This window comes from Shinella sp. GW821-FHT11G07, from assembly GCF_058808115.1.
Map to the genome: position 1 here is coordinate 98,931 of NZ_JBXARJ010000013.1, position 25,418 is coordinate 124,348.

Annotated in this window: 31 protein-coding genes; 25 read left to right on the top strand and 6 right to left on the bottom strand. The window is 61.9% G+C overall.

The window, feature by feature from the left end; all coding sequences use genetic code 11:
• Nucleotides 1-4: 4 nt before the first annotated feature.
• From AC1RT2_RS23475 to visR, 9 genes are all read left to right on the top strand, one after another.
• The gene (locus tag AC1RT2_RS23475) at nt 5-469 is read left to right on the top strand and encodes a chemotaxis protein CheW (RefSeq protein ID WP_069059981.1); all 465 of its coding nucleotides are present in this window, start codon (nt 5-7) and stop codon (nt 467-469) included.
• A complete protein-coding gene (gene cheR / locus AC1RT2_RS23480; protein ID WP_069059980.1) occupies nt 466-1,371 on the top strand; it encodes a protein-glutamate O-methyltransferase CheR in 906 nt (301 codons plus the stop codon). The genes AC1RT2_RS23475 and cheR overlap by 4 nt, the downstream gene beginning before the upstream one ends.
• The gene (cheB, locus tag AC1RT2_RS23485; protein WP_069059979.1) at nt 1,368-2,423 is read left to right on the top strand and encodes a protein-glutamate O-methylesterase CheB; all 1,056 of its coding nucleotides are present in this window, start codon (nt 1,368-1,370) and stop codon (nt 2,421-2,423) included. The genes cheR and cheB overlap by 4 nt, the downstream gene beginning before the upstream one ends.
• On the top strand, nt 2,423-2,812 hold the full coding sequence (locus tag AC1RT2_RS23490) for a response regulator (protein WP_069059978.1): 390 nt from the start codon (nt 2,423-2,425) through the stop codon (nt 2,810-2,812). The genes cheB and AC1RT2_RS23490 overlap by 1 nt, the downstream gene beginning before the upstream one ends.
• Nucleotides 2,809-3,363: a chemoreceptor glutamine deamidase CheD gene (gene cheD, locus AC1RT2_RS23495; RefSeq protein WP_069059977.1), complete on the top strand. Its 555-nt coding sequence runs from the start codon at nt 2,809-2,811 to the stop codon at nt 3,361-3,363. The genes AC1RT2_RS23490 and cheD overlap by 4 nt, the downstream gene beginning before the upstream one ends.
• 100 nt (nt 3,364-3,463) lie before the next feature.
• Nucleotides 3,464-3,853 (top strand): chemotaxis protein CheT, encoded by a 390-nt coding sequence (gene cheT / locus AC1RT2_RS23500; protein ID WP_493105808.1) that lies wholly within the window; start codon nt 3,464-3,466, stop codon nt 3,851-3,853.
• Nucleotides 3,854-4,120: 267 nt separating this feature from the next.
• Complete coding sequence (fliF, locus tag AC1RT2_RS23505) at nt 4,121-5,815, top strand: flagellar basal-body MS-ring/collar protein FliF (RefSeq protein WP_069059975.1); 1,695 nt, start codon at nt 4,121-4,123, stop codon at nt 5,813-5,815.
• 556 nt (nt 5,816-6,371) lie between these two features.
• Nucleotides 6,372-7,115: a transcriptional regulator VisN gene (gene visN / locus AC1RT2_RS23510; RefSeq protein WP_069059974.1), complete on the top strand. Its 744-nt coding sequence runs from the start codon at nt 6,372-6,374 to the stop codon at nt 7,113-7,115.
• An 11-nt stretch (nt 7,116-7,126) separates the two neighbouring features.
• On the top strand, nt 7,127-7,870 hold the full coding sequence (gene visR / locus AC1RT2_RS23515; protein WP_493105811.1) for a transcriptional regulator VisR: 744 nt from the start codon (nt 7,127-7,129) through the stop codon (nt 7,868-7,870).
• A 43-nt stretch (nt 7,871-7,913) separates the two neighbouring features.
• Here the strand turns inward: visR and AC1RT2_RS23520 are convergent, their stop codons facing one another.
• The 6 genes from AC1RT2_RS23520 to motA form a co-directional block, all read right to left on the bottom strand.
• Nucleotides 7,914-8,357 carry a BspJ family T4SS effector nucleomodulin gene (locus AC1RT2_RS23520; RefSeq protein ID WP_069059972.1) on the bottom strand — a complete coding sequence of 148 codons (444 nt, stop codon included), beginning with the start codon at nt 8,355-8,357 and terminating at the stop codon, nt 7,914-7,916.
• A gap of 5 nt (nt 8,358-8,362) precedes the next feature.
• Nucleotides 8,363-9,442: a flagellar biosynthesis protein FlhB gene (gene flhB / locus AC1RT2_RS23525; RefSeq protein WP_069061519.1), complete on the bottom strand. Its 1,080-nt coding sequence runs from the start codon at nt 9,440-9,442 to the stop codon at nt 8,363-8,365.
• Between the two features lie 111 nt (nt 9,443-9,553).
• Nucleotides 9,554-10,594, bottom strand: coding sequence for a flagellar motor switch protein FliG (gene fliG / locus AC1RT2_RS23530; RefSeq protein WP_069059971.1), 1,041 nt, complete (start codon nt 10,592-10,594; stop codon nt 9,554-9,556).
• Nucleotides 10,595-10,623: 29 nt separating this feature from the next.
• Nucleotides 10,624-11,211, bottom strand: coding sequence for a flagellar motor switch protein FliN (fliN, locus tag AC1RT2_RS23535; protein WP_493105814.1), 588 nt, complete (start codon nt 11,209-11,211; stop codon nt 10,624-10,626).
• 62 nt (nt 11,212-11,273) lie between these two features.
• Nucleotides 11,274-12,218, bottom strand: a complete 945-nt coding sequence (locus AC1RT2_RS23540) for a FliM/FliN family flagellar motor switch protein (RefSeq protein ID WP_069059969.1) — start codon at nt 12,216-12,218, stop codon at nt 11,274-11,276.
• 3 nt (nt 12,219-12,221) lie between these two features.
• On the bottom strand, nt 12,222-13,094 hold the full coding sequence (gene motA / locus AC1RT2_RS23545) for a flagellar motor stator protein MotA (RefSeq protein ID WP_069059968.1): 873 nt from the start codon (nt 13,092-13,094) through the stop codon (nt 12,222-12,224).
• A gap of 172 nt (nt 13,095-13,266) precedes the next feature.
• Here motA and AC1RT2_RS23550 point away from each other — a divergent pair, with 172 nt between their 5' ends.
• From AC1RT2_RS23550 to AC1RT2_RS23625, 16 genes are all read left to right on the top strand, one after another.
• Nucleotides 13,267-14,046, top strand: a complete 780-nt coding sequence (locus AC1RT2_RS23550; protein WP_069061518.1) for a DUF1217 domain-containing protein — start codon at nt 13,267-13,269, stop codon at nt 14,044-14,046.
• Between the two features lies 1 nt (nt 14,047).
• Entirely contained in the window at nt 14,048-14,773 is a 726-nt protein-coding gene (gene flgF, locus AC1RT2_RS23555; protein ID WP_069059967.1) for a flagellar basal-body rod protein FlgF, read from the top strand.
• A 6-nt stretch (nt 14,774-14,779) separates the two neighbouring features.
• Nucleotides 14,780-16,183, top strand: a complete 1,404-nt coding sequence (gene fliI / locus AC1RT2_RS23560; RefSeq protein WP_493105818.1) for a flagellar protein export ATPase FliI — start codon at nt 14,780-14,782, stop codon at nt 16,181-16,183.
• Nucleotides 16,180-16,743 carry a flagellar protein gene (locus AC1RT2_RS23565; RefSeq protein ID WP_493105820.1) on the top strand — a complete coding sequence of 188 codons (564 nt, stop codon included), beginning with the start codon at nt 16,180-16,182 and terminating at the stop codon, nt 16,741-16,743. Before fliI ends, AC1RT2_RS23565 begins: the two co-directional genes overlap by 4 nt.
• A 195-nt stretch (nt 16,744-16,938) precedes the next feature.
• Nucleotides 16,939-17,319 (top strand): flagellar basal body rod protein FlgB, encoded by a 381-nt coding sequence (gene flgB / locus AC1RT2_RS23570; RefSeq protein ID WP_069061516.1) that lies wholly within the window; start codon nt 16,939-16,941, stop codon nt 17,317-17,319.
• Nucleotides 17,320-17,322: 3 nt separating this feature from the next.
• The gene (gene flgC, locus AC1RT2_RS23575; RefSeq protein WP_493105822.1) at nt 17,323-17,742 is read left to right on the top strand and encodes a flagellar basal body rod protein FlgC; all 420 of its coding nucleotides are present in this window, start codon (nt 17,323-17,325) and stop codon (nt 17,740-17,742) included.
• Nucleotides 17,739-18,071 carry a flagellar hook-basal body complex protein FliE gene (gene fliE, locus AC1RT2_RS23580; RefSeq protein ID WP_069059964.1) on the top strand — a complete coding sequence of 111 codons (333 nt, stop codon included), beginning with the start codon at nt 17,739-17,741 and terminating at the stop codon, nt 18,069-18,071. The genes flgC and fliE overlap by 4 nt, the downstream gene beginning before the upstream one ends.
• Nucleotides 18,072-18,080: 9 nt before the next feature.
• Complete coding sequence (gene flgG / locus AC1RT2_RS23585; RefSeq protein WP_069059963.1) at nt 18,081-18,863, top strand: flagellar basal-body rod protein FlgG; 783 nt, start codon at nt 18,081-18,083, stop codon at nt 18,861-18,863.
• 19 nt (nt 18,864-18,882) lie between these two features.
• Nucleotides 18,883-19,383 carry a flagellar basal body P-ring formation chaperone FlgA gene (flgA, locus tag AC1RT2_RS23590; RefSeq protein ID WP_493105825.1) on the top strand — a complete coding sequence of 167 codons (501 nt, stop codon included), beginning with the start codon at nt 18,883-18,885 and terminating at the stop codon, nt 19,381-19,383.
• The gene (locus AC1RT2_RS23595; RefSeq protein ID WP_493105896.1) at nt 19,383-20,495 is read left to right on the top strand and encodes a flagellar basal body P-ring protein FlgI; all 1,113 of its coding nucleotides are present in this window, start codon (nt 19,383-19,385) and stop codon (nt 20,493-20,495) included. Before flgA ends, AC1RT2_RS23595 begins: the two co-directional genes overlap by 1 nt.
• Complete coding sequence (locus AC1RT2_RS23600; protein ID WP_069059960.1) at nt 20,492-21,037, top strand: MotE family protein; 546 nt, start codon at nt 20,492-20,494, stop codon at nt 21,035-21,037. The genes AC1RT2_RS23595 and AC1RT2_RS23600 overlap by 4 nt, the downstream gene beginning before the upstream one ends.
• A complete protein-coding gene (gene flgH / locus AC1RT2_RS23605; protein WP_069059959.1) occupies nt 21,034-21,744 on the top strand; it encodes a flagellar basal body L-ring protein FlgH in 711 nt (236 codons plus the stop codon). Before AC1RT2_RS23600 ends, flgH begins: the two co-directional genes overlap by 4 nt.
• Before the next feature lie 33 nt (nt 21,745-21,777).
• A complete protein-coding gene (locus AC1RT2_RS23610; RefSeq protein WP_069059958.1) occupies nt 21,778-22,296 on the top strand; it encodes a flagellar basal body-associated FliL family protein in 519 nt (172 codons plus the stop codon).
• Complete coding sequence (gene fliP, locus AC1RT2_RS23615; protein WP_069059957.1) at nt 22,293-23,039, top strand: flagellar type III secretion system pore protein FliP; 747 nt, start codon at nt 22,293-22,295, stop codon at nt 23,037-23,039. Before AC1RT2_RS23610 ends, fliP begins: the two co-directional genes overlap by 4 nt.
• Nucleotides 23,040-23,278: 239 nt before the next feature.
• Nucleotides 23,279-24,163, top strand: a complete 885-nt coding sequence (locus AC1RT2_RS23620) for a flagellin N-terminal helical domain-containing protein (protein ID WP_069059956.1) — start codon at nt 23,279-23,281, stop codon at nt 24,161-24,163.
• A 258-nt stretch (nt 24,164-24,421) separates the two neighbouring features.
• Nucleotides 24,422-25,387 (top strand): flagellin N-terminal helical domain-containing protein, encoded by a 966-nt coding sequence (locus AC1RT2_RS23625; protein WP_069059955.1) that lies wholly within the window; start codon nt 24,422-24,424, stop codon nt 25,385-25,387.
• Nucleotides 25,388-25,418: the final 31 nt, after the last annotated feature.

The window sequence follows — 25,418 nt, forward strand, 5'->3', positions numbered from 1 at the left end:
GACGATGACGTACGCAGGAAAGAACATCATGCACGGGCGCGAGCTGATCGCGTTCAGGATCGCTGACCAGGAGTTCTGCGTGAACGTCATGTCGGTCCGGGAAATCCGTGGCTGGACCCCGGCGACACCGATGCCGCACGCGCCATCCTATGTCCTGGGCATGATCAACCTGCGCGGCGCCGTCCTGCCGATCGTCGACATGTCTCAACGCCTCGGCATGAAGCCGGCCGAGCCGACCGTCCGTCATGTCATCATCGTTGCCCAGGTCGGGCCGAAGGTGGTGGGGCTGCTCGTCGATTCGGTCTCGGACATCCTCACCGTCACCGACGAGAACATCCAGCCGACGCCGGACATCGCGAACGAAGCGGAAAAGGGCTACGCCCGCGGCATCCTCGCCATCGAGGGCCGCATGATCTGTCTCATCGAACTCGATTCCCTCTTCCCGCATACGGAAAGCGAAGCCGCATGACCTATTCCCCGGCCATCGATACGAGACAGTCTCCGGACGAGTGCCTGGCGAGCGGCGAATATCCGCTGACGCGCAAGGATCTCACCGAGATTGCGGCCATGATCTATGCGGATGCCGGCATCTATCTCAACGAGACGAAGGCCTCGCTCGTCTATTCCCGCCTGTCGAAGCATATCCGCCAGCTCGGCCTCAAGGGGTTCCGGGAATATTGTGCGCTCGTCTCCTCACCGGCCGGTGCGGGGCCGCGCAAGGAAATGCTGTCGCATCTGACGACCAATTTCACCCGCTTCTTCCGCGAAAACCACCACTTCGACCATCTGAAGAGCGACGTGCTGCCGGATCTTCTGGCGCGGGCCCGCAATGGCGGCCGCGTGCGCATCTGGTCGGCCGCCTGCTCGGACGGGCAGGAGCCCTATTCGATCGCGCTCACCGTGCTCTCGATGATGCCGAATGCCGCCGATTACGATTTTCGTATCCTCGCGACGGATATCGACCCGAAGATTCTCGCAATCGCTCGGGCCGGCGCCTACGACGCGACGGCGCTCGAAACGGTCAATCCCGCCATGCGCAAGCAGTTCTTCCGCGAGACGGAGGTCGGCGGCCGGCAGAAATGGCAGATCGACGACCGGGTGAAGCGCCTCGTCACCTTCAACGAACTGAACCTGATGGCGCAGTGGCCGTTCAAGGGGCCGTTCGATGTCATCTTCTGCCGCAACGTCGTCATCTACTTCGACGAGCCGACGCAGGTGAAGATCTGGTCGCGTTTCGCCGGCATGCTGGGCGACAACGGCCATCTCTATATCGGCCATTCGGAGCGCGTTTCCGGCGAGGCGAAAAACCAGTTCGATAATATCGGCATCACAACCTACCGCTACACCGGCAAGCACAGGAGGAGCGTATGATGGCACCCGCGCGCGTACTCGTCGTTGACGATTCGCCGACCATGCGCGGCCTGATCACGGCCGTGCTCAATTCCGACCCGGACGTCAATGTCGTCGGGCAGGCCGGCGACGCCATGGAAGCCCGCAACGCGATCAAGCAGCTCAATCCGGACGTCGTGACGCTGGATATCGAGATGCCGAACATGAACGGGCTCGAATTCCTCGACAAGATCATGAAGCTCCGGCCGATGCCGGTCATCATGGTCTCGACGCTGACCCATCGCGGCGCGGAAGCCTCGTTGATGGCGTTGGAAATCGGCGCCTTCGATTGCGTCGGCAAGCCGCAGCCGGGTGACGCCCGCCCGTTCGGCGATCTCGCCGAAAAGGTGAAGGCCGCCGCCCGCTCGCAGCGCCGGTTCCATGCCGACCCGCCGCCGCTTGCACCGACCGCCACGAGCGTCAACCCGGTTGCCAGCTACAAGCCCGGTCGCAGGGTCATCGCCATCGGGTCCTCGACGGGGGGCGTCGAAGCGCTCATCGCCGTGCTCCAGAAGTTCCCGGCGAATTGCCCGCCGACCGTCATCACGCAGCACATGCCGCCGAGCTTTACAAAGAGCTTTGCGGAGCGGCTGAACCGGCTCTGTGCCCCGGTCGTGCAGGAAGCGACCGACGGCGCGCGGCTCGAAATCGGGAAAATCTATCTGGCGCCCGGCGGCGAGCGCCATCTCCAGATTGCCAACGTGCATGCACCTTGCTGCCGGTTGGTGGAACGGGATCCGGTCAACGGCCATCGCCCTTCGGTGGATGTGCTGTTTGATTCGGTTGCCGAACTTGCGGGCCGCAACGCCGTCGGCGTCATCCTGACCGGCATGGGCCGGGACGGGGCAAGCGGCCTTTTGAAAATGCGTCATGCAGGCGCTCGGACCATCGGTCAGAACGAAAAAACCTGCGTCGTATATGGAATGCCGAGAGTGGCTTTCGAATTGGGTGCCGTAGAACACCAGTTTCCGCTCTCCTCCATAGGGGAGGAAATCTTGAAAATCACTGCGGCCCGTAGAGAAGGGAGCGAATAATGTCTATCGCTGAAAAAATTAAAGTCCTCATAGTCGATGATCAGGTGACCAGTCGCCTGCTGCTGGGTGATGCCCTGCAGCAGCTTGGCTTCAAGCAGATCACGGCAGCCGGTGACGGTGCGCAGGGCATGGCCATCATGGCCCAGCAGCCCCATCACCTCGTCATCTCCGATTTCAACATGCCGAAGATGGATGGCATCGAGTTCCTTCAGGCGGTGCGGTCCAACCCCACCACCAAGAAGGCAGCCTTCATCATCCTGACCGCACAGGGCGACCGTGCCCTGGTGCAGAAGGCGGCGGCGCTCGGTGCCAACAACGTTCTCGCCAAGCCGTTCACCATCGAGAAGATGAAGGCGGCCATCGAAGCAGTGTTCGGGGCATTGAAATGATAGCAGAAGCCGGGACGCGCCGCGTCCATGTCATTCAGGGCGAATACAAGGTCCTCAACGATCCGAATGTGGTGCTCACCACCATTCTCGGTTCGTGCGTGGCCGCCTGCATGCGTGACCCGGTCATTGGTGTTGGTGGCATGAACCATTTCCTGCTGCCGGGGTCGGCCGAGGCCATGGCCTCGGGCGGCGACGCCACACGCTACGGCGTGCATCTGATGGAACTGCTGATCAACGGCCTCCTCAAGCAGGGCGCGCGGCGCGACCGGCTGGAAGCGAAGATCTTTGGCGGCGCGAAGACGATCGCGCGCTTCTCCAATGTCGGCGAACAGAACGCGCTGTTTGCCAGGCAGTTCCTGATGGACGAAGGCATCAAGGTCGTCGGCGAAAGCACGGGCGGCGAACACGGGCGCAAGCTGGAATACTGGCCGTCGAGTGGCCGCGCGCGGCAATATGCGCTGACCGGCGTCGAGACGCAGAAGACGGTGGCGCTGGAGCAGCGGCCCGTTCCTGTCGCGCGGCCCGTCGAAAGCTCGATCGAATTCTTCTGATCGGGCAATCGCGCCCGAAGGAAGCGAAAATACCAAGGTATGTGTGTTGCCGGTCCCGATCATCGATCTGCCGGCCCCGCACGGGGGAAAAGGGTTACCCATGCAAGCCGAGTATCTGAGTGCAGCGACTGCCATGGAGGAAGCCCTTCCGGATGTCCTGATGCGTATCGTGTCCGAACTGCACGACGTCGCCTATCTGATCGAACGGATCGAGCCGCAGCTGGCCGCTGTTCACGGCGAAACGGGAGTGCACGCCGCCGAACGCATGATGGTGCTGCAGGGCATCGACCTTGCCGTGCAGAAGACGCGCGGCCTTGCCGAGTTCATCGACACGATCACCGGAAGCATTCCGGAAAACTGGGTCGTTGACGTCACGACGGCGCTCAATCTGGTGAAGCTTGCCGATATGCAGAAGGCGCTGAGCAATGGAATGCGCCACGGCCATTCCCAGCCTATCGGCAAGGCGGTCGGCGACTTCGAAGCCTTCTAGTTGATTTGAAAGAGTAATCAGCTTTTCAGATGGCGCCCTTGTGGCGCCATTTCTCGTTGTCGCATGCCCCTTCGTCCCGCATGGCAACGACATGTTCGCGCAAGTTTCAGCGGCTAGTCTCCACCTCGGGTCAGTTAGATCCGCGTATTCCATGGGGCAGGCGGCGCGTGCGGAAATGTGCCGGTTTCGTCCCACGAGATTGAAAATTTGTCTGATAGCGCCGGCATGTTGCCCGGTGTCCAGGCGACTAGTCCGTGCGGGAACAGAATGAATCTGTTGGAACAGTTGACGAAAGTCTACAAGAACCTGGCTTCGCTGGGGCAGGCGAAGCTCGCGATGCTGGCGGGAGCCGCCGTCGTTTCGATCGGTCTCGTGCTTGCAGCCGGGATCCTGGTAAACAAGCCCGCTTACGAGACACTTTACGTCGGACTAGAAAAGACCGACGTCAACCAGATCAGCCTGGCGCTCGCCGAAGCCAATATCGATTTCACCACCGGAACGGCAGGCGACAGCATCGAGGTCCCGGTCGGCCAGACCGGCAAGGCGCGGCTCTATCTCGCCGAACGCGGCCTGCCGAACAGCGCCAATTCCGGCTACGAACTCTTCGACAAGGTCGGCTCCCTCGGCCTTACCTCCTTCATGCAGGAAGTGACACGCGTTCGCGCCCTTGAAGGCGAAATCGCCCGCACCATCCAGCAGATCAGTGGCATCGCCGCCGCCCGGGTGCACATCGTCATGCCGGAGCGCGGCAACTTCCGCAAAGCCGAACAGGTGCCGACCGCCTCCGTCATGATCCGCGCAGGCGCGCAGGTCGGCCGTGAATCGTCGGCCGCGATCCGCCACCTGGTGGCAGCCTCGGTTCCGGGGCTTGAGGTCGATGGCGTTACCATCCTTGACTCCGCCGGCCAGCTTCTCGCCTCCGGCGACGATGCGGAGAACGGTGCGGTCAACCGGTCGTTGACGGCCGTGCAGACCATACAGAGCGAAGTCGAGCGCAACATCGAGAAGGCGCTTGCTCCCTTCCTCGGCATGGAGAATTTCCGCGCCAGTGTCACCGCAGCACTCAACATGGATACGCAGCAGATCCAGGAGACGGTCTACGATCCGGAATCGCGCGTCGAGCGCTCTGTCCGCGTGACGCGGGAAACCCAGAAGTCCGAGCAGCAGGCCGCCAACAAGGCCGCGACCGTCGAGCAGAACATTCCGCAGGGCGGTCCCCAGGGCGAGGCCAACGGCCAGAAGTCGAGCGACGCGGCGGACAAGAAGGAAGAGCAGACCAACTACGAAATCAACAGCAAGACCGTCGCGACCGTTCGCAACGGCTATGCGCTCGAGAAGCTGTCAGTCGCCGTCGTCGTCAACCGGGCCCGCATTGCGGCCATGGTGGGAGAGCCGGCGGATCAGGCGAAGGTCGACGCCTATATCGCGGATATGCAGAAGATCGTCTCGTCCGCAGCCGGTCTCAATGGCGAGCGCGGCGATGTCGTGACCATCACCGCGATGGAATTCCTCGATCATCAGCTGCTCAACGAGGCCGTGCCCGGACCGGGCGTCATGGAGGTGCTGACGCGCAATCTCGGCGGCATCATCAATGCGCTCGCCTTCGTCGGTGTCGCCTTCCTGGTGGTGTGGTTCGGTCTTCGCCCGGCGGTCCGCTCCGTCACCGGTGGCGGCGCTGCGGCCAATGCGCTGGAAAGCGATGCGGCCGGCCTCGAGCTGCCCGACTTCTCGCCCGCTGCCGGCATCGGTGGCCCTGGTGCTACCCTCATGGACGGCTTCGGCGCGGACTTCGGCTTCGACAGCACGGACGACCTGCTCAATGCTGGCGACGACGGCGACGGCACCTTCAACCGTCGCGTCAAGGAAGGCCCGGAACGCCGCCTCGGCCGGATGGTGGACATCAGCGAGGAACGTGCTGCGAAAATCCTGCGCAAGTGGTCCGCCGAGAGAGAAGCAGCCTGACGGCTCCTCCCATAAGAACGATCAAAACGCGGCCCGCAGTGGCCGCGTTTTCGTTTGCGGGAAAGAATACGCCTGCCGTTTTTTGAGCCCGGCCTGTCGCTTTTCGGCAACGCTTGTTCAGCCCGCGCGCAGCAAATTCGTTCATTCGGACTCCAAGCGTCGGCAGGCGCGTTCACGGCCGTGTGATTGCTGAAAAAATTTTACCACCACATTGGTTGAGAGCGGCATGGGCAGGCCGCAATTTTCACTCGAATTAGCACGGGCTTTTGTTCGGGCGGTTGCGAATAATGCATGGTTAACAATCGCTTAACGCTATGCCTTTCAGGAAGGCAGACAAGCAAATCACTCCCCTCAAGTCGATTCACAGAAGGTTGCAAAAGTAAATCCCGAGAAGATGGCGGTGGTTTTTAGCGATAGCCGATGTACACTTTAGTTACTGATTCGTTTGGTGATTCTTGCCGATGCGGCCTGAGCGGGAAGGGTTTTGGATGGTTCCAAAATCCTTGACGGGAAGGAGGCGGGAGTTCTCCGTTCGGAATCGGAACAGGGGGCTATCATGGAAACGATCCGGTCGGATGTCGCGGCCCGGGAATCCTATGGATTCACCGCGGAAGCGAGTGAGCGTAAGAGTGCGCGTGAGCTTCTGGTTCAACATCTCGGCCGCTGTGCAAATCGCGCCGGCCTTTCCTCCGGTCTGAAAGCGCTGACCGACTATGTAAGCGCTTCGCATTACCTTCTCGTTCGCCACGACGTCTCGCCCGAAGCGGGCCTCGAAACCGTCGTCGCCTCGGACTGGCCTTTTGACATGGTGCGCACGATTTCCGGTGCAGTCATCGCCAGCCAGTCCCGCATGAGCGAGCTGGACAAGTGCCTCGGGCTGCTCAAGCCCTGCTTCCACCACCTGGCTGATGACGTCGCGGTGCCGAAAGGCACCAGCCGCGAATATTGCGTCATCGCTTTCCATGTCGGCCGGGTGCGCATGTCGCTGCTGCTCCTCTTCCCGGAGCATTTCATCCTCTCGCAGAGCAAGCTGCGCGACGTCGGCGTCATGACCGGTTACTTCGCCAGCGTCTGCTGCCAGGGAGCGATCCTGCGTCATGACCGCGAGATGGAACTGACGGAACGTGAGATCGAGTGCCTCTACTGGATTGCCGAAGGCAAGACGAGCGACGAGATCGCCGTCATCCTCGGCATTTCACGCAACACGATCAACAACTACATCACCAGCGTGATGCGCAAGACCGCGACGAAGACGCGGTCGGAAGCAATCGCCTGGGCCGTTCGCAACAGCCTGGTCTGAGGAGAACTGCCATGAACATCCAGCTTTCCGGTCCTGCCGCCCTCGAGGTGGAAATCCGGCTCGCGCGGCCACCGAAGATCGCGCGGGCGTCCGATTTCGTTTCCCGCCTGCAGATGATGCAGACGGTCATCGGGGCCGAGAATTTCGCGGTTCTCCGGGTTGCCGGCCATGGCCTTCCCTCGGCGCGCAAGCTGACGCTTTCACTGCACAACTGGGGCCGTGACATCGGTACGAACACCCGTACGCTCCTCGACGCGTATGGTTCGGCGATGCTTGCCCATCTCGAAGCCTCCATGCTGCCATTGATTTGGGAAGGTGCAGGCAACAACCAGTTCGCCGAATCGGGTGCCGAACCCTTCACCACGCGCCTCCCGGCGCAACTCCTGCCCTGGTCGGGCATCGCATTCCCCATCCGGCTGGGCGCGCATGGCAATGGTTATGTCGTCTTCATGGGCACCTTCATCTCGCCCTCCAGCGACCTGATCGTCGATATCCATATGAAGAGCTGCCAGGTGCTCATCGACATGCTGGCCTGCGAGGAAAAGAGGCTGGCGCCATCCGAAGCGCTCAGCGAGCGCGAGATCGCCTGCCTGCAGATGGCCGGCGACGGCTGCATTTCAGAGGCGATTGCCGAGAAGATGGGGCTTTCGGTGCACACCGTGAACGCCTATCTCGGCACAGCCACCACGAAGCTCGATGCGGTGAACCGCATCCAGGCAATCGCCAAGGCCATTCGCCTCGGTTACATCAACTGACAAATGAATGCGGCCATGCCCGGCATGGCCGCTGCCTTTTTCGTCAATGGGCCTGTGGCGACGACGGGCTGGACTTCACGTAGCGCGCCTCTGCGAGGCTCTTGCGCAGGAAAGCCGTGTTGTCGTCCGGATCAGCTGCCGGGTCGTTAAAGGCGACGTGGGTGACCTCTACGCCGGCCGTGTCCTTCTGAAGCAGCAGTTTCGCATAGACCGTCACGCCCTGCGGGCGGAGTTCCATGTCCAGCGTTACCTCCGGCTCCGTGTCCCAGTCGAGGCGATAGTCACCGCCGGCGCCGAAATTGACCGTGCCGGGCAGGAAGTAAAGCTCGGCGGCTGAAGAGACCAGGTCGGCCAGATTACCGTAGCACTCGAAACGCAACAACGAGACAAGATCGGCTGCATCGAGCAATCTGAGCTCTGTGGCGACCGGGCAAATTGCTTCTGCAACAATCTTCTCGCGTTCGGCGGAATAGGTGCATTTTCTCATCGGATCTAGTTTACCCGTCTGGTCTGGGGCGAAGCTGCATATACCCGGTGAATCAGTTCCGCCACAGCTTTGTAGAACACCGGTGGAATGACACTATCCACCGAGACTTGCGCAAACATTGAGCGTGCGAGCGGTGGGTCTTCAAAAACGGGAATTCCGTTTTCTTCCGCGATCTCGCGAATCTTCAGGGCGACAAGGTCCTGTCCCTTGGCGACGATCACCGGCGCGTCGCCTTCTTCGCGCACGTAACGCAACGCAACGGCAAAGTGAGTCGGGTTGGCGATGACGAGGGTGGCGCGCGGCACTGCGGTAATCATGCGCCTGCGGGCGCGGTCGCGCTGGATCGAGCGCATGCGCGCCTTGACGATCGGGTCACCCTGCGACTGCTTCATTTCCTCCTTCACTTCCTGCTTCGTCATCATCAGTTCGGAAAACCAGTGATGGCGGGTCCAGGCGAAGTCCAGGCCGGCGATGATCGCGGTGGCGAAAAGAATGATCAGCAGCACCTTGTTGATGTCCGAGACCATCATGTAGATCAGCGCCGCCGGCTCGGAAAACATGGTGTCGAGCGAAGCGAAATAGTTGCCGCGCATGGCAAGGGCCACGACCAGCGACACGATCAGGATCTTGATCAGCGACTTGCCGAATTCGACGAGGCCCTGCTTGCCGAAGAGGCGGCCGAGGCCCTTTATCAGGCTGAGGCGGGACATTTGCGGTCGCACCCGCTCCAGTACCGGGCTTGGCAGGTTCTGAAGGATCGACGAGATCACGCCGAAAGCCATCATCATCACGAGGATGGGTAGCATCAGGGCACCTGCCTCCCAGCCGAGATGGCGGAAGATGGCAATGACGTCCGTGCCGGATTTGAGATTCCAGGCCTCCGGCTGTTCGAAAAAGTCGCGCAACGTTTCGTTCATGCGGGCAATGCCGCCCGGCATGAAGAAGACGAGGTAGAGATAGATCGCCAGCGTCGAGGCGAACATGGTGATTTCGCGGGAGAAAGGCGTATTGCCCTTCTCCATGGCATCCTGGATTTTCTTCTCTGACGGGAGTTCTGTTTTACTGTCCTTGTCCTCGTCGGACATGTCGCGCTCCCCGGTGGCCATGGTCGGCCAAAAACAAACGGCCCGAACCCCCTGAAAGGAGATTCGGGCCGCAGATACGCTCCGCCTGTGGCGTCAACGTGTCAAGGAGGGTCAGGCAGCCTGCCGCTCTTCTTCCTTTTCCTTCAACTGTATTTGTCCGGCCGCCGCGAGGCGGATGGCTTCCTGCGTGATCGAGCGGCGGGCGATGGCCACTTCGCGCGGGTTGACGCCCTGGTCGCCGGCAGCGAGATCGGATTCGATCATGCGGCGCTGGCGTGCGCCGATGCAGGCGAGGATTGCCTCGCGCAGTTCCATCGGCGTGCCGCGCAACGCGGCCGTGATGATGTCGCCGGAGACGTCGTTGAAGAGCGAGACGCGGCTCTTCTGCGGCATGTAGAGCACGTCCTCGAAGAGGAAGATCTTCGGGCGCACCTTCTTGACCGATTCGGTCGAGACCGTTTCGAGCGAGGCGAGCATTTCGTCGACCTGCGACTTCTCCAACTCGTTCATGAGGTCCGCGACCTTGTTGGTGCCGACCGCGTTGCGATCCGCATCCAGCGCGTTGATCATCTCGATGACGCGGGCCTCTACGATCGCGGTCGCCTTCGGGCTCGCGTCCTTCAGGTTGACCGTACGGTTGATGACATCGGCGCGGCGCTCTTCCGGAATTTCGAGCAGCACCTTGGCGCCGAAGGCGGAGGGCATCATCGACAGGATGTAGGCGATCGTCTGCGCATGTTCGTTGAGCAGGAATTTCGCAACAAAGACCGGGTCGGCGTCCTGCAGACGGTCCCAGATCGTCGTCTCGAAGGCCTGGAAGGCGGCGCGGCGGCCAAGCAGGCCATCCACTTCGTCCGGCGTCAGGCCCTCTTCGAGAATGCCTTCCATCATCTTGGCATTGTCCATCAGTCCTGCACCTTCGGTGAACAGGTCCTCGAACTCGTTGACGAGGTCGATCAGTTCATGGGGCGGGATGGCACGCAGGTTCTGCGCGGCGGCGATGATCGCCTGGAGCTCGCTCTGGGTGAAATACTTCAGCAGCTTGCCGGCAACACCCTTGCCCATGGCGAGAAGGACGGCTGCAGCCTTCTCAACCGCCGAAAGCGGTGTTCCTACCGCTGTGGAGGTGCCGAAATTTTCGAAATCCATCATGGATCATCCTCCTGAAACCTAAACCGGTATCAGACCTTTCGTGTACTCTTCACTTCGATGAGCTTCACCCCGAAGCGGGTGTCGTCGTTTTCAAGAACGGTGATTTCGCCCCGGCCGATTACGCGGCCGTTGACCATGACCTCGACGGGCTCGCCGATGCGGCGGTCGAGCGCAATCGTGGCGCCCTCGCTGAGGTTCATGAGGCTGGAGACCTGCATCTGCGACGAGCCCAGAACGATCTGCAGATCGATCGGGATGTTCATGATCAGGTCCATGTTGGACTCAAGCGCGCTGCCCGGCTTCGAGGCTTCGCCAAGGTCCGCGGAGAAATCGTTGCCGCCACCGAAGTCGGAGCCGCCGAAATCCGAACCGCCGAAGCTGGTGTCGGCGCTGAAATCGGATGCCGCGCCACCACCGAAGTCGGAGCTGCCGAAATCGCCGCCGAAGGCGGCGAGCGGGTCGTCGTCGACGGTCGCCGGCAGGCCAGTGCCCATCGCGCCGGAAACAGCATCCTTCTGAAGAACGCCGCGCAGGTCGTCGATCGCCTGCTCCAGTTCCTGGTCGCCCGCGTTGAGGGAAGGCGTCATGTCGTCAAGGGGTGTTTTCTTCGGTGCCATATGACCACTATTCCATTCGAAACTTGCCTGAGGCGTTCCGCTCGACAGGCTTCATGCCTAAACTATCCGATGATGTGCTGGAGGATGTCGTCCTCCGAGCCGTATGTATCCTTGACGCGAACCGTGTAGCGGGCGCCGGAGCGGCCGAATTCGCAGACGTAGAGATTGCGGCCGTTGGCATTGACCTCGACGCGCACGTCACCCGATTCGTTGAACGGGATGATGTCACCGGCCTGAAGCCGGCTGATCGTGTCGAGCGTCTGCGCTTCGAGGCGGATGCGCGCCTCGAGCGTCACCTTCGAGCGGCGGACCTGCTCGCCGAGCTCTTCGCTCCACTCGACGCGGGTTTTCGCCGCGTTGGCAGGCTTGGGGGCGGTGACCGTCGACTTCAGAAGAACGTGCTGCGGAATGATGACGTGGAAAGTCGATAGAACAGGCCCGATGCCGACGGACATGTTGATCATGGCGACGAAAGTGTCGTCCGAACCGTCCTCCGCAGGCTTGCGCGTCTCGGCGTTGTGCGACGGGCCGAGGAAGGGTTCGTAGCTGTTCGCATCGGTGACGGCGGTTTTCAGCACGCTGGAAATACGGTCGAACATCATGGCGGCGAGATCGAGCTCGATCTTGGAGAGCGGGCGTGCTTCCGGATCCTCGATCGAATCGCTGACGGCGCCGAGCATGTTCTCGACGAGCGTGATGATCATCGGGCTGTCGCAGATCAGGGTGAAGCGATCACACCAGTTGCGCAGCGACGCATCGCAGCAGGCCATGGCGCCGCCGAGGCCCGATATCAGCGGCCCGTATTTGCCGGTCTCGAAACCCGCATAGGAAACGGCGACCTCGAAGCCAAGCTCGCTTTCCAGCATGTCCGGCAGGAATTCCGCGAAGACCTCGCCGAGGGTGGCGCAGAGCTTGGAGATCGTTGCCTGGTCGCCGAGCCGGCCGGTGAGGCGGGCGAGAACGATCGGGTCCATGGCGGGCGGTGCAGTCACGGTCGCGTCTCTCATCTCTTAGGCCGCCTTCGATCCGCCGCCAGGGTTCATCATTTCCTGCTCCACCGCGTCGATCGACGGGCGTTCGTAGGAGGAGATGGTCTTGCGGCCATATTCCAACGCTACCTGCGGCACGGAGCCGTTCATGTAGGCGAGCAGCGTCTGCTTCACGATGATGTAGAGGCGGTTCTGCTTTTCGCGCACCACCTTGATGTTGGTGATGATCGGGGTGACGATCGAGTAGGACAGGAACACGCCGAGCAGCGTGCCGACGAGGGCGGCCGCGATCTTGCCGCCGAGCACTTCAGGGCTTTCGTTGATGGCGCCCATGGCCTTGATAACGCCGAGAACGGCCGCGACGATGCCGATTGCCGGGAAGGCGTCGCCCATCGTGCCGAGTGCGTGGTAGGGCTTCATCTTGTCGCGCGTGATCGTCTGGATTTCCTCATCCATCAGCGCCTCGATCTCATGGCTGCGGGCATTGCCGATGATGATGAGGCGGACATAGTCGCAGATGAAGGCCGTCAGTTCATGGTTGGCGAGAACCGTCGGGGCGGACTGGAAGATCGTGGATTCGGCCGGGTTGTCGATATGCGCTTCAATCTCGTTGCGCGACTTCGTGCGCAGGTCCCGCATCAGGCTGTAGAGCACGCCGAGCGTATCGAGATAGTGGCGCTCCTTCGGAACCTTGTGCTTGAAGGCCTCGCCAAGCGCCTTTCCGGTCTCCTTGATCACCTTCATCGTGTTGGCGACGATGAAGCCGCCGATCCCGGCGCCGCCGATGATGAGGAGTTCGAAGGGTTGGTTCAACACCTCCAGGTGCCCGCCCATGGCCATATAGCCGCCGAGGACGCAGCCGAAGGTAACGATAAGACCGATGATGATGTTCATGAGCGCTGGTGTCCCGACACAATTCTGACCGTTCTGGAGATACGGTTCCAGCCTTGCGTGAAGCTGTACCTAACGGCGGGTTCACGGATCAGGTTCGCGCAAGCAAAAACCCGCAGGATCATGGCTCAAAACGGGCAATCGTGCCCTCTTGCACCTTGATCGGCGGCCAATCGTGACGACCACCTATACAAGCTACAAGCTGATTACCGCCGACCTCCAGACGTCGCTGAACCGCGTGTCGGAGCAGCCGGACGTCAAGCGGGAGACCGAATATTACCTGTCGAAGATCGGCGGCGTGAAATCGGTCGACGACTTCTTCGCCGACAGCCGGCTTTATAACTATGTCATGAAGGCACATGGCCTGGAGGACATGGCCTATGCCAAGGCCTTCATGCGCAAGGTGCTGACTGAAGGTGTCGACGACAAGGACGCCTTCGCCAACAAGCTTACCGACACGCGCTACAAGGCCCTGGCGGAATCGCTCAATTTCGCCAAGTATGGCGAACTCGCCACCACCTTCGAGCGCGCCCAGAAGGGCATGGTCGACAAATACACCCGCCAGACGCTTGAGCTCAGCGCCGGTGAGGACAATACCGGTGTTCGGCTCGCGCTCTATTTCGAGCGCATGGCATCCACCGTCACATCGGGCTATTCGATCATCGCCGATGACGCGCTGGCGCAGGTCGTGCGCACGGCCTTCCAGCTTCCGGCGGAATTCGCCGCGACCGATATCGACCGCCAGGCCGCCTACTATGAAGACGTGCTTGATCTCGAGGATTTCAAGGACCCGCTGAAGGTCGGAAAGTTCCTGGAGCGCTTCACCGCGATGTGGGAACTGGAAAACCCATCCGGCAGCTACGACCCGCTGACGGCCTTCCAGCCGTCGAGCCTCACCGGCATTTCGACCGACCTGCTTCTATCCATCAATAACCTGAAACTCGGAGGTCGCTGACATGCAGACCGGGCTCTATGTATCGCTTTCGTCCCAGCTTGCGCTCGACCGCCGCCTGACGACCCTCGCCGACAACGTCGCGAACTCGACGACCGTCGGCTTTCGCGCCACGGAAGTGAAATTCAACCAGGTGATCAGCGACCAGAAGGTCGCCGACGTCGCCTTTGTTTCGCAAGGCAACGAATTCATCTCGACGCGCGCCGGCGGCATGACCGAGACCGGCGGCACCCTGGATTTCGCCATCAAGGGTGATGCCTGGTTCCAGGTGGAGACGCCCTCCGGCCCGACACTCACCCGCGACGGTCGCTTCACGCTGACGGAAGCCGGCGAGCTGGTGACGCTCAATGGTTACGCCGTGCTCGATGCCGGTGGCGGGCCGATCCAGCTTGATGGTGCCAATGGGCCGATCGTGCTCAGCGCCGATGGCCAGCTCAACCAGAACGGCCAGCCGGTCGCGGCACTCGGCCTCTTCTCGGCGGATCTGTCCGGCGGGTTCACGCGGGCCGGCAACAGCGGCATCATCACCGCCATTCCGCCGGAACCGGTGATCGATCGCCTCGATGCCGGCGTGGTGCAGGGCTATGTCGAGGAATCCAACGTCAACGCCATCGGCGAGATGACGCAGCTCATCCAGGTGACGCGCGCCTTCGAAAGCATCGCATCGCTGTTGCGCGACAGCGAGGAATCGATGAACGAGGCGGTGCGCACCCTGGGTGGAAGCCGGTAAACGATCATGGCGGCGACAGACAACAGGACACCCAACAGACCCGAAGGCGGCCGCATGCTCAATGCGCTTGCTGGCCTCGTGAAGCGCTATTCGTCGCCGGAATTCTCCGTCGTGCACGGTGGCCATGTCCAGACGATCGCCGCCGGCAACTATACGGTGAGCGGCCTGTCGCGCCATGTACGGCTCGGCGAATTCGTGGCGCATCGCAGCCCCACCGGCATCCATCTCGGCGAGGTGGTGCGTGTCGAGCCGGATTCAGTCGTGGTCTGCCCGATCGAGCCGGGCGAGCCGATCAGCATCCATGACACGGTCATCCGCAAGGGCGCCTTCCGTGTCGCGCCGACAGCCTCCTGGTGCGGCCGCACGATCAATGCGCTTGGCGAGCCGATCGACGGGCTCGGACCCCTAGTACAGGGGGACGATCGCCGCTCCATCCACAATTCCGCGCCGCCGTCGATGACGCGCAAGCGTGTCGAAAAGGGTTTCAGCACGGGCGTTCGGGCGATCGATATCTTTGCACCGCTCTGCCTCGGCCAGCGTCTCGGCATCTTCGCCGGTTCGGGTGTCGGCAAATCGACGCTGCTGTCGATGCTGGCGCGCGCCGATGCCTTTGACAAGGTCGTCATCGCGCTTGTCGGCGAACGCGGCCGTGAAGTGCGAGAATTCATCGAAGATACGCTCGGCGACAATCTTTCCAAGTCGGTCGCGGTTGTCGCGACCAGCGACGAAAGTCCGATGCTACGCAAGATGGCGCCGCTGACCGCCGTCACCATCGCCGAACATTACCGCGACCAGGGCGACAATGTGCTGCTCATCATCGACAGCGTGACGCGCTTTGCCCATGCGATCCGCGAGGTGGCGACGGCTTCCGGCGAGCCGCCGATCGCGCGCGGTTATCCGGCCTCGGTTTTCACCGAACTGCCCCGCCTGCTCGAACGTGCCGGTCCCGGCGCGGAAGGATCCGGCTCGATCACCGCGATCATCTCGATCCTCGTCGACGGCGACAACCACAACGACCCGATCGCCGACTCGACGCGCGGCATTCTGGACGGGCACATCGTGATGGAGCGCAGCCTTGCGGAGGAGGGGCGCTACCCGCCGATCAATCCACTTGCCTCGATCTCGCGCCTCGCTCGCAAGGCCTGGACGCCGGACCAGGAAAAGCTGGTCTCGCGCCTGAAGGCGCTGATCCATCGCTTCGAGGAAACGCGGGACCTGCGCCTCATCGGCGGCTATCGCCCGGGCGGCGATCCCGATCTCGACATGGCGATCAAGCAGGTGCCGATCATCTATGAGGTTCTGAAACAGACGCCGAGCGAACGGCCTGCGGCCGATTCGTTTTCCGATCTTGCCACGGCGCTGAAGAATGCAGCCGGGCAGGGCGGTGCACCGGCACGAGGAAGGGGATGACAGTGACGGATTTCGACGCGGACGAGAGGGTTCAGCCGATCAAGCGGTCGGAAGGCGGGCGCTACAGTACCGGCGACAAGGTGCTTGCCGGCGTCGGCGTGCTGCTTGCTGCCGGGGCCGCCTTCTTCCCCTGGTATGTCTTCCTCAATCCGGGGAAGTTCTCCGTGCCGGCGCTGTGGGAGGGCAAGACCCGGGACCTGCCGGAGACGGCGGCCAGGGAGGTGATGAGCGTTTCGCCCGCCGCCATGATCGACAACGACGACACCCCGCCGCTCGAGAGCGTCGACCCCGTCGCGACCGCCACCACCGCTGGCGGCAGCACGGAAAAGACGCTGGGTGCGCCGCTGGATACCGGCCTCGACCAGCCGCTGCCAGCAAATTCCGGCTTCCGCCTCATGCATGTGGCGAACGGCCGGGCGCTGATCGAAGACGCGCGCGGCATGTATATCGTGCGCGTCGGCTCCATCCTGCCGGACAACAGTCGCCTGGCGACCCTCGAACAGCGCGACGGCGCCTGGGTCATCGTCACTTCGAACGGCGAGATCGTCAAACGCAACTGAGGCAAACGGGCCTCAGTTCACCTCTGATTCGGCCGGTCCGCCATGTCGCGACCGGTCGTCCGCTCGCGGTCGAAAAGGTCGCTGGAGCACTTTATTTTACCGGAAATTCAGGCACTTGCAGACGCCCCGCCACGGGAGCAAGTCCCACGCAAGATTGGCTCCGTAGGTTCATCTCGAACAAGGATGGAGCTTGTCATGCAACCGATACAACTGTTTGAACTGGCATCGAAGCAAGCCGATTGGCTCTCAGTCCGCCAGAGTGTGGTTGCAGGCAACATCGCCAACGCCAACACCCCCGGGTTCAAGGCGAAGGACGTCACCCCCTTTCAGGCGGTGCTCGAAACCACGGGCATCCGCATGGCGGCAACGCAGCCGGGCCATTTCACCGAAAGCGAAATGGCAAGCCGCGTGATCGAAACCAAACCCACCGAAGAGATCGGCGTGCAGGAGTCCGGCAACACTGTCGGTATTGCCGAGGAACTCATGAAAGAGGGCCAGGTCAAGCGTGATTTCGAGTTGAATGCCGGCCTCGTAAAGGCCTTTCATCGCATGATGCTGATGACAGTCAGAAGGTAAAAAATGGATCCGCTCGTAGCTTCAATGAAAGTCGCGGCCTCGGGAATTGAGGCGCAATCTACCCGCATTCGCATCGTTTCGGAAAACCTGGCAAATGCCCGTTCCACCGGCGACACGCCTGGCGCGGACCCGTTCCGCCGCAAGACCGTGACCTTCGCCTCCGAGCTCGACCGGGCGACCGGTGCCTCGCTGGTTCAGGTCGAGCGTCTCGGCGTCGACGAGGGCGAGTTCTCGACCGAATACGACCCCGGCAACCCGGCGGCAAACGAACAGGGCGTCGTCAAGATGCCGAATGTCAACATGCTGATCGAAATGGCCGACATGCGGGAAGCCAACCGCTCCTATGAAGCCAACCTGCAGAGCATCAAACAGTCACGCGATCTGATCAGCGCGACCATCGACCTCCTGAGGGCATCGCAATGATCGAGAGCATCAAGGGCGTCAATTCGCTCTTCTCCACCGGCGCCCTTTCGAGCGTCACCAACGACACGTCCAGCACCGTATCCTCTGCCGCCGCGCAGGGCACCGGTACGGGCATGAGCTTCGCCCAGGTGATGGGCGACATGGCGACGGAAGCGACCAATTCGCTCAGACTGAGCGAAACCAAGTCCTTCGAAGCCATCCAGGGCAAGGCGACGACCCGCGAAGTGGTCGACGCCGTCATGAACGCCGAGCAGACGCTGCAGACCGCCATCGCCATCCGCGACAAGGTCGTCACCGCCTATCTCGAAATAGCCAGAATGCAGATCTGAGGACCGGACATGAAAGCCCTTGCCATCGCCGCCACCGGCATGAACGCCCAGCAGACCAACCTTGAAGTCATCGCGAACAACATCGCGAACATCAACACGACCGGCTTCAAGCGCGCCCGCGCCGAGTTTTCCGACCTGCTCTACCAGACGGAGCGCGCCGCAGGCGTGCCGAACCGTGCCAACCAGTCCGTCGTGCCGGAAGGTGCGATCATCGGTCTTGGCGTGAAGACCGCCGCCATTCGCAACCTGCACCTCCAGGGCGGCCTGACGAGCACCGGCAACTCCTTCGACCTCGCCCTGATCGGCCGCGGCTGGTTCCAGATCGAGGCGGCGGACGGCACCACGCTATATACGCGCGCCGGCGCCTTCAACACCAATGCCGATGGCCAGCTCGTCACCCTCGACGGCTATACGGTCGTGCCCGGCATCACCGTGCCGCAGGATGCGACGGAAGTGACCGTCAGCAAGTCCGGCCAGGTCTTCGCGACGGTCGGCGGCGATCAGCAGGACCTCGGCCAGATCACGCTGGCAAACTTCGTCAACGAAGCCGGCCTCGAGCCGCTCGGCGAAAACCTGTTCCGCGAAACTGCCGCTTCCGGTGCAGCCAATGTCGGCGCTCCGGATGAAGCGGGCTTCGCCTACATCCAGCAGAATTACCTCGAAGCCTCCAACGTTGATCCGGTCAAGGAAATCACCGATCTCATCTCGGCACAGCGTGCCTATGAGATGAACTCGAAGATCATCCAGGCAGCGGACGAAATGGCGGCCGTGGTCAGCAAGAACCTGAGATAACAACGGACATACGGGGAACATGATGTTTCGCCTGACAGCAGCTCTTCGCAGAGGAAAGATCGTCTCGGCCCACGGCCGTGCAGCCTTGCTCGCGCTCCTCGGCCTATTCGTGGCCGATGCCGCGCTTGCGGACATGCGCACCGCCGTCGTGCCGAAGCGCATCATCTATCCCGGCGAGGAGATCCAGGCGGGACAGCTCGAGGAGGTCGAGGTCACCAACCCGAACCTCGTCAACGGTTATGCCGAAAACATCAATGCCGTCAGTGGCTTGATTTCCAAGCGCACGCTGTTGCCGGGGCGGGTCATCCTCACCTCGGCGCTGCGCGAGCCTTTCGCGGTTTCCCGCGGCACCACCGTCCAGCTCGTCTTCGACAACGGTTCGCTGATTCTGCGCGCCTCCGGCACGCCGCTACAGGACGCCGCGGTCGGTGAACTCATCAAGGTTCGCAACAAGGATTCCGGTGTGATCGTTTCCGGCACGGTCATGGGCGATGGAACCGTGCACGTGGTGGCGAAATGATGCGTTCCCTCTTCCTCCGCGCTCTCGCCGTCGTTACCTGCCTCGCCCTTGCGGTCGGTCCGGCCCTGTCGGCCGCCCGCATCAAGGACATCGCCTCGCTTCAATCCGGGCGCGAAAACCAGCTCATCGGCTACGGCCTCGTCGTCGGCCTCCAGGGCACGGGCGACAGCATGCGTTCGTCGCCGTTTACCGAACAATCCATGCGCGCGATGTTGCAAAACCTCGGCATCTCGATGGTCGGTACGCAGAGCCGCGCGAAGAATATCGCGGCCGTGCTCGTCACCGCCAATCTGCCGCCCTTCTCCAGCCCCGGCAGCCGTATCGACGTGACCGTCGGTTCGCTCGGTGATTCGACGTCGCTGCGCGGCGGCACGCTCGTCATGACGTCGCTGACCGGCGCTGACGGTCAGATCTATGCGGTCGCGCAGGGCTCGATCGTCGTCACGGGCGTCAGCGCCTCGGGCGACGCCGCGTCCGTCCAGCAGGGTGTTACGACCGCCGGCCGCGTACCGAACGGCGCGATCATCGAACGCGAGCTGCCCTCGCGCTTCAAGGATTCGTCCGACCTCGTCCTGCAGCTTCGCAATCCGGACTTCTCGACGGCGGTCGGCATGGCGGATGCGATCAATCGTTATGCAGCCGCCCAATACGGTTCGCCGATCGCCGAATCGCGCGATTCACAGTCCGTCCACGTCGCCAAGCCGAAGATGGCCGACCTTGCCCGTCTAATGGCGGATATCGAAAACCTTGTCGTCGAAACGGATGTGCCGGCGCGTGTCGTCATCAACGAACGCACGGGAACGATCGTCATCGGCCAGGACGTGCGAATTTCGCCGGTCGCCGTCAGCTACGGCACGCTCACCGTGCAGGTCAACGAGATGCCGCAGGTCGTGCAACCCGAACCCTTTTCCGACGGCGTGACGGCAGTCGAGCCGAACACCGACATTCTCGTCCAGCAGGACGGCGGCCAGGTCGCCCTGCTCGACGGCTCCAGCCTGCGCTCGCTCGTCTCCGGGTTGAACAGCATTGGCGTCAAACCCGACGGCATCATCTCGATCCTGCAGAGCATCAAGACTGCAGGCGCCCTCCAGGCAGAACTGGTGCTGCAATGAAGACCGAGCCCACCCTTTCCGCGGCGGCAAAGACCCTGGCCCGCAAGCTTGCCTTGCCGGTCGCCGGCTTTGTCCTGATGGCCATTCCCGGCGCCTTTGCCGAAGAGCGCCCCGTCATCTCCACCACCAGTGCGAGTGCCGACGAAATCCGTGCGTTCTGCACCAATATTGCGGATGCCGCGCGCGACCAGCGCTACCTCATTCAGAAGCAGGAACTCGAAACCCTCCAGAAGGATGTCGACGAACGCATCAAAGTGCTGGAAACCCGACGTGCCGAATACGAGGACTGGCTCAAGCGCCGCAACGATTTCCTGAAGATGGCCGAAGGGGGCTTGGTCGAAATCTACCGGAAGATGAAACCGGATGCCGCCGCCGCACAGCTTGCGGAGATCAATCCGGAGATCGCTTCGGCGATCGTGATGAAGCTGCCGCCGCGCCAGTCGAGCACCATTCTCGGTGAAATGCCGGCCGACAAGGCAGCCCTCCTCACCCGCATTATCGCCATTGCCGGCAATGCGAACACGCCAAAGGATCCGTCATGAAGAAGACCGCCTCTGCTCTGGCCGTCGTGCTGGCTTTGACGAGCTGCTCCAGCCAGGCTCTGAACGAGATCGGCAAAGCGCCGGCGATGAGCCCTATCGGGAGCGGCCTCAACTATGCCGAAACGCCGCAATTGGCGGCCTATCCGAAGCAGCCGCGCACGGCCGCCGCCGGGTATTCTATCTGGAGCGACCAGCAGTCGGCGCTCTTCAAGGATTCGCGCGCCTTCAAGGTGGGCGACATCCTGACCGTCAATATCCGCGTCAACGACCGCGCGACCTTCGACAACAAGACCGACCGCTCGCGCACCAACAAGAGCGGCATGAACATTGGCATCGGCGCCAGCGGCGATCTCCCCGATGTCGAGGGGAAAGGCGACCTGACCTACGGCTCGTCGACCAGCACCAAGGGCGACGGCACGACGGAACGCTCCGAGCGGCTGAACCTGCTCGTCGCGGCCGTCGTGACCGGCGTCATCGAGAACGGCAACCTTCTGATCAGCGGCTCGCAGGAAGTGCGAGTCAACCATGAGTTGCGCATCCTCAACGTGGCCGGCATCGTGCGGCCTCAGGATGTCGATTCCGACAACATGATCGCCTACGAGCGTGTCGCGGAAGCCCGCATCTCCTACGGTGGCCGCGGCCGCCTGACCGAAGTGCAGCAGCCGCCGTGGGGCCAGCAGGCCGTCGATCTGTTCTCGCCGCTCTGACGCGGACGAGCCCAACAACCCGGGAAGAAGCACATGGCGGAAGAAGAACAGGGCGACGGCCCGGCGAAGAAGAAGCCGACGCTGATCATCACCATCGCGGCCATCGCCGTGCTGACGCTGCTTGCCGGCGGCGGCGGCTGGCTCGTCGGCAACATGCTGGCACCGCCTCCCGCCGAAAAGCCGGCGGAAGAGGTGGCGAAGGCTGAACCCGAGGGCGGTGCTGCAGAAGGCGAGGCGGGGCAGGAAGTGCCCCACATCTCCACCGAAGCGAACGGCATCGTGCTGCTCGATCCGATCACCAGCAACCTTGCCTACCCGTCCGACAACCGCGTCCGTCTCGAAGTCGCGCTCATGTTCAAGGGCGCGCCGAACGTCGCGCTTGCCGAGGAAATCCACCAGGATATCCTGGCCTACATGCGCACGGTCTCGCTTCAGCAGGTGCAGGGACCGCGCGGTTTCCAATATCTCAGGGAAGACCTGCAGGAGCGGGTTGACCTCAGGTCGGAAGGGCGCGTAACCAACGTCATGTTCCGAACCTTTGTGATCGAATGATTCGTGCCCTTCTGACCTTCGTCGCCATGATGGCGATGACCGGTATGGCCTACGCCCAGCAGCAGTTGCAGCTGCCGGAGGGGCTTCTCAACGGGCAAATCGACGGCTCGGCCGCCTCCTGGATCATCCGCACCTTCGGACTGCTGACCATCCTTTCGGTCGCGCCCGGCATCCTCATCATGGTGACGAGCTTTCCGCGCTTCGTCATCGCGTTCTCGATCCTGCGCTCCGGCATGGGGCTTGCCACCACGCCGTCCAACATGATTCTCGTGTCGCTCGCGCTGTTCATGACCTTCTACGTCATGGCGCCGACCTTCGACCGCGCCTGGCAGAACGGCGTCGAGCCGCTGATCGCCAACCAGATCGACGAAACGGAAGCCGCCAAGCGTATCGCCGAGCCGTTCCGCGAATTCATGGTGGCCAATACCCGCGACAAGGATATCGAGCTCTTCATCTCGCTTGCCGAAGAGCGCGGCCAGACGGTCGTGCAGGACAACGTTGCGGACCTGCGCGTCGTCATCCCGGCCTTCATGATTTCTGAAATCCGCCGCGGCTTCGAAATCGGCTTCCTGGTCGTTTTGCCCTTCCTCGTCATCGACATGATCGTCGCCACCATCACCATGGCCATGGGCATGATGATGCTGCCGCCCACATCGATTTCGCTGCCCTTCAAGATCCTGTTCTTCGTGCTCATCGATGGCTGGAATCTGCTCGTCGGCAGCCTCGTGCGGTCCTTCAGTTAGACCCTCTTAACCATACAGATTTACCCGTCGTTCACCCTGTTTCCCAGTGGTTTGCGCCCCCTTGCCCGATTTAAGAAGTTGGCAAGGATTGGCTGCGAGGTTTGGGCTCACACGACGGGTTTGGTATCCCTTCAGGTCTCTGGAGAAACCGAGTTGGCATGACGCCGAACCGCCGTAACCGGTAAGTCTTTTAGTCCGGTATGTCCCCCATCAGTATTTAGTTCAAAGGGACAACTAGAATGTCGAGCATTCTCACCAACACCTCTGCCATGGCAGCTCTCCAGACGCTGCGCACGATCAACAACGACATGGAAACGACGCAGGGCCGCATTTCGTCCGGCCAGCGCGTTGGCGCGGCCAAGGACAACGCTGCCTACTGGTCGATCGCGACCACCATGCGTTCCGACAATGCAGCCCTTTCCGCTGTTCAGGACGCTCTCGGCCTCGGCGCCGCCAAGGTTGACGTCGCTTACGGCGGTGTCGAAGCTGCCATCGACGTCGTCAAGACGCTGAAGCAGAAGCTCGTCACCGCAACCGAGCAGGGCGTTGACAAGGTCAAGGTCCAGGAAGAAATCACCCAGCTTCAGGACCAGCTCAAGAGCATCGGCGCATCCGCCACGTTCAACGGCGAAAACTGGCTGGCCGGCGGCTCCGCCGAAACCACGGTTGTCACCGGCTTCGTGCGCGGCGACGACGGTACGGTCAAGGTCACGACGGCAACCTACGACTCGGCTGCAAACGCCCTGTTCGGTGCCTATGACCCGTCCACCGGCGAAGTCGACGACAGCACGGGCTACCTGGCCGACACGCTCGCTATCGAGCTGACCGACGCCACGACCGACGCTGAAGTTGCAGGCCACCTCGACACGATCGAAACGGCTCTGACCAACCTCGCCAAGGCTGGTTCGAACCTCGGCTCGCTCTCCATGCGTATCGGCCTGCAGGAAGACTTCGCTTCGAAGCTGACTTCGGCCCTCGACAAGGGTATCGGCCGCCTGGTCGACGCCGACATGAACGAGGAATCGACCCGCCTGAAGGCTCTGCAGACCCAGCAGCAGCTCGCCATCCAGTCGCTGTCGATCGCGAACTCCAACTCGCAGAACATCCTCTCGCTCTTCCGTTAATAAACGGACGGGAAACGGCGCGGAGGCTGACCCGCGCCAGACCCCAAAAAAAAGGCCGCACCCGGCGACGGGTGCGGCCTTTTTTTATTTTTATTCGGCGAGAAAGAATTCCTTAACTTTATTGCGGTCTTCTTGGGTCATCGAAACGGTGGGTTAACCAAACAACTTAACCGGTTGGCAGGCATGATGCTGACCACCGTTCCCCGGTAACATCCGGAATGCCCTTCCTCAGTCAGCCATTCAAGGGGCACTTTTAACATGACCAGCATTCTGACCAACGTCGCGGCAATGTCCGCGCTCAATACCCTGCGCTCTATCGGCAGCGCCATGGAAACCACGCAGGGCCGCGTATCGTCCGGCATGCGCGTCGGTGAAGCCGCCGACAACGCCGCCTATTGGTCGATCGCTACCACCATGCGCTCCGATAACATGGCGCTTTCCGCCGTTCAGGACGCCCTCGGCCTCGGTGCTGCCAAGGTAGATACCGCCTATGCCGGTATGGAAGCCGCCATCGACGTCGTGAAGGAAATGAAGAAGAAGGTTACGGCGGCGACCGAACAGGGCGTCGACAAGGCCAAGGTTCAGGAAGAAATCACGCAGCTTCAGCAGCAGCTGGTTTCCATCGCCTCCGGCGCAGCTTTCAACGGCCAGAACTGGCTCGTCTTCGACAGCACCGCTGCCGACGTCGTTGCCGACAAGACGATCGTTTCGGGCTTCGTTCGTGATGCTTCCGGTACGGTCAAGGTCAACACCACGGTCTACACGCTGGACGAACTGACCGCCGATGGCCAGAACGTCCTGTTCGGCACGGTCGACACGGCCGATCACCTCCAGAGCGCCGGCGGTATCCTCGGCACGTCTGGTGACGACATCGACCCGACCGCCAACACCTACTCCATCACCGACACCGTCGTGACGCTCGACATCACCGACTTCACCGACGCTGAGATGGCCGAAGCCCTCAACCTGACGGAAGCCGCCATCCAGCTGATGACCAAGGCTGCTTCGCAGCTCGGCTCGATATCCATGCGCATCGACCTGCAGGAAGACTTCGCTTCCAAGCTCATCGACGCCATCGACAGCGGTATCGGCCGCCTCGTCGACGCCGACATGAACGAAGAATCGACCCGCCTCAAGGCCCTGCAGACCCAGCAGCAGCTCGGCATCCAGGCCCTGTCGATCGCCAACTCCTCGGCCGAAGGCATCCTCACGCTCTTCCGTTAATCGGAAGACGAGGCCTAAACCCTTCGCATTA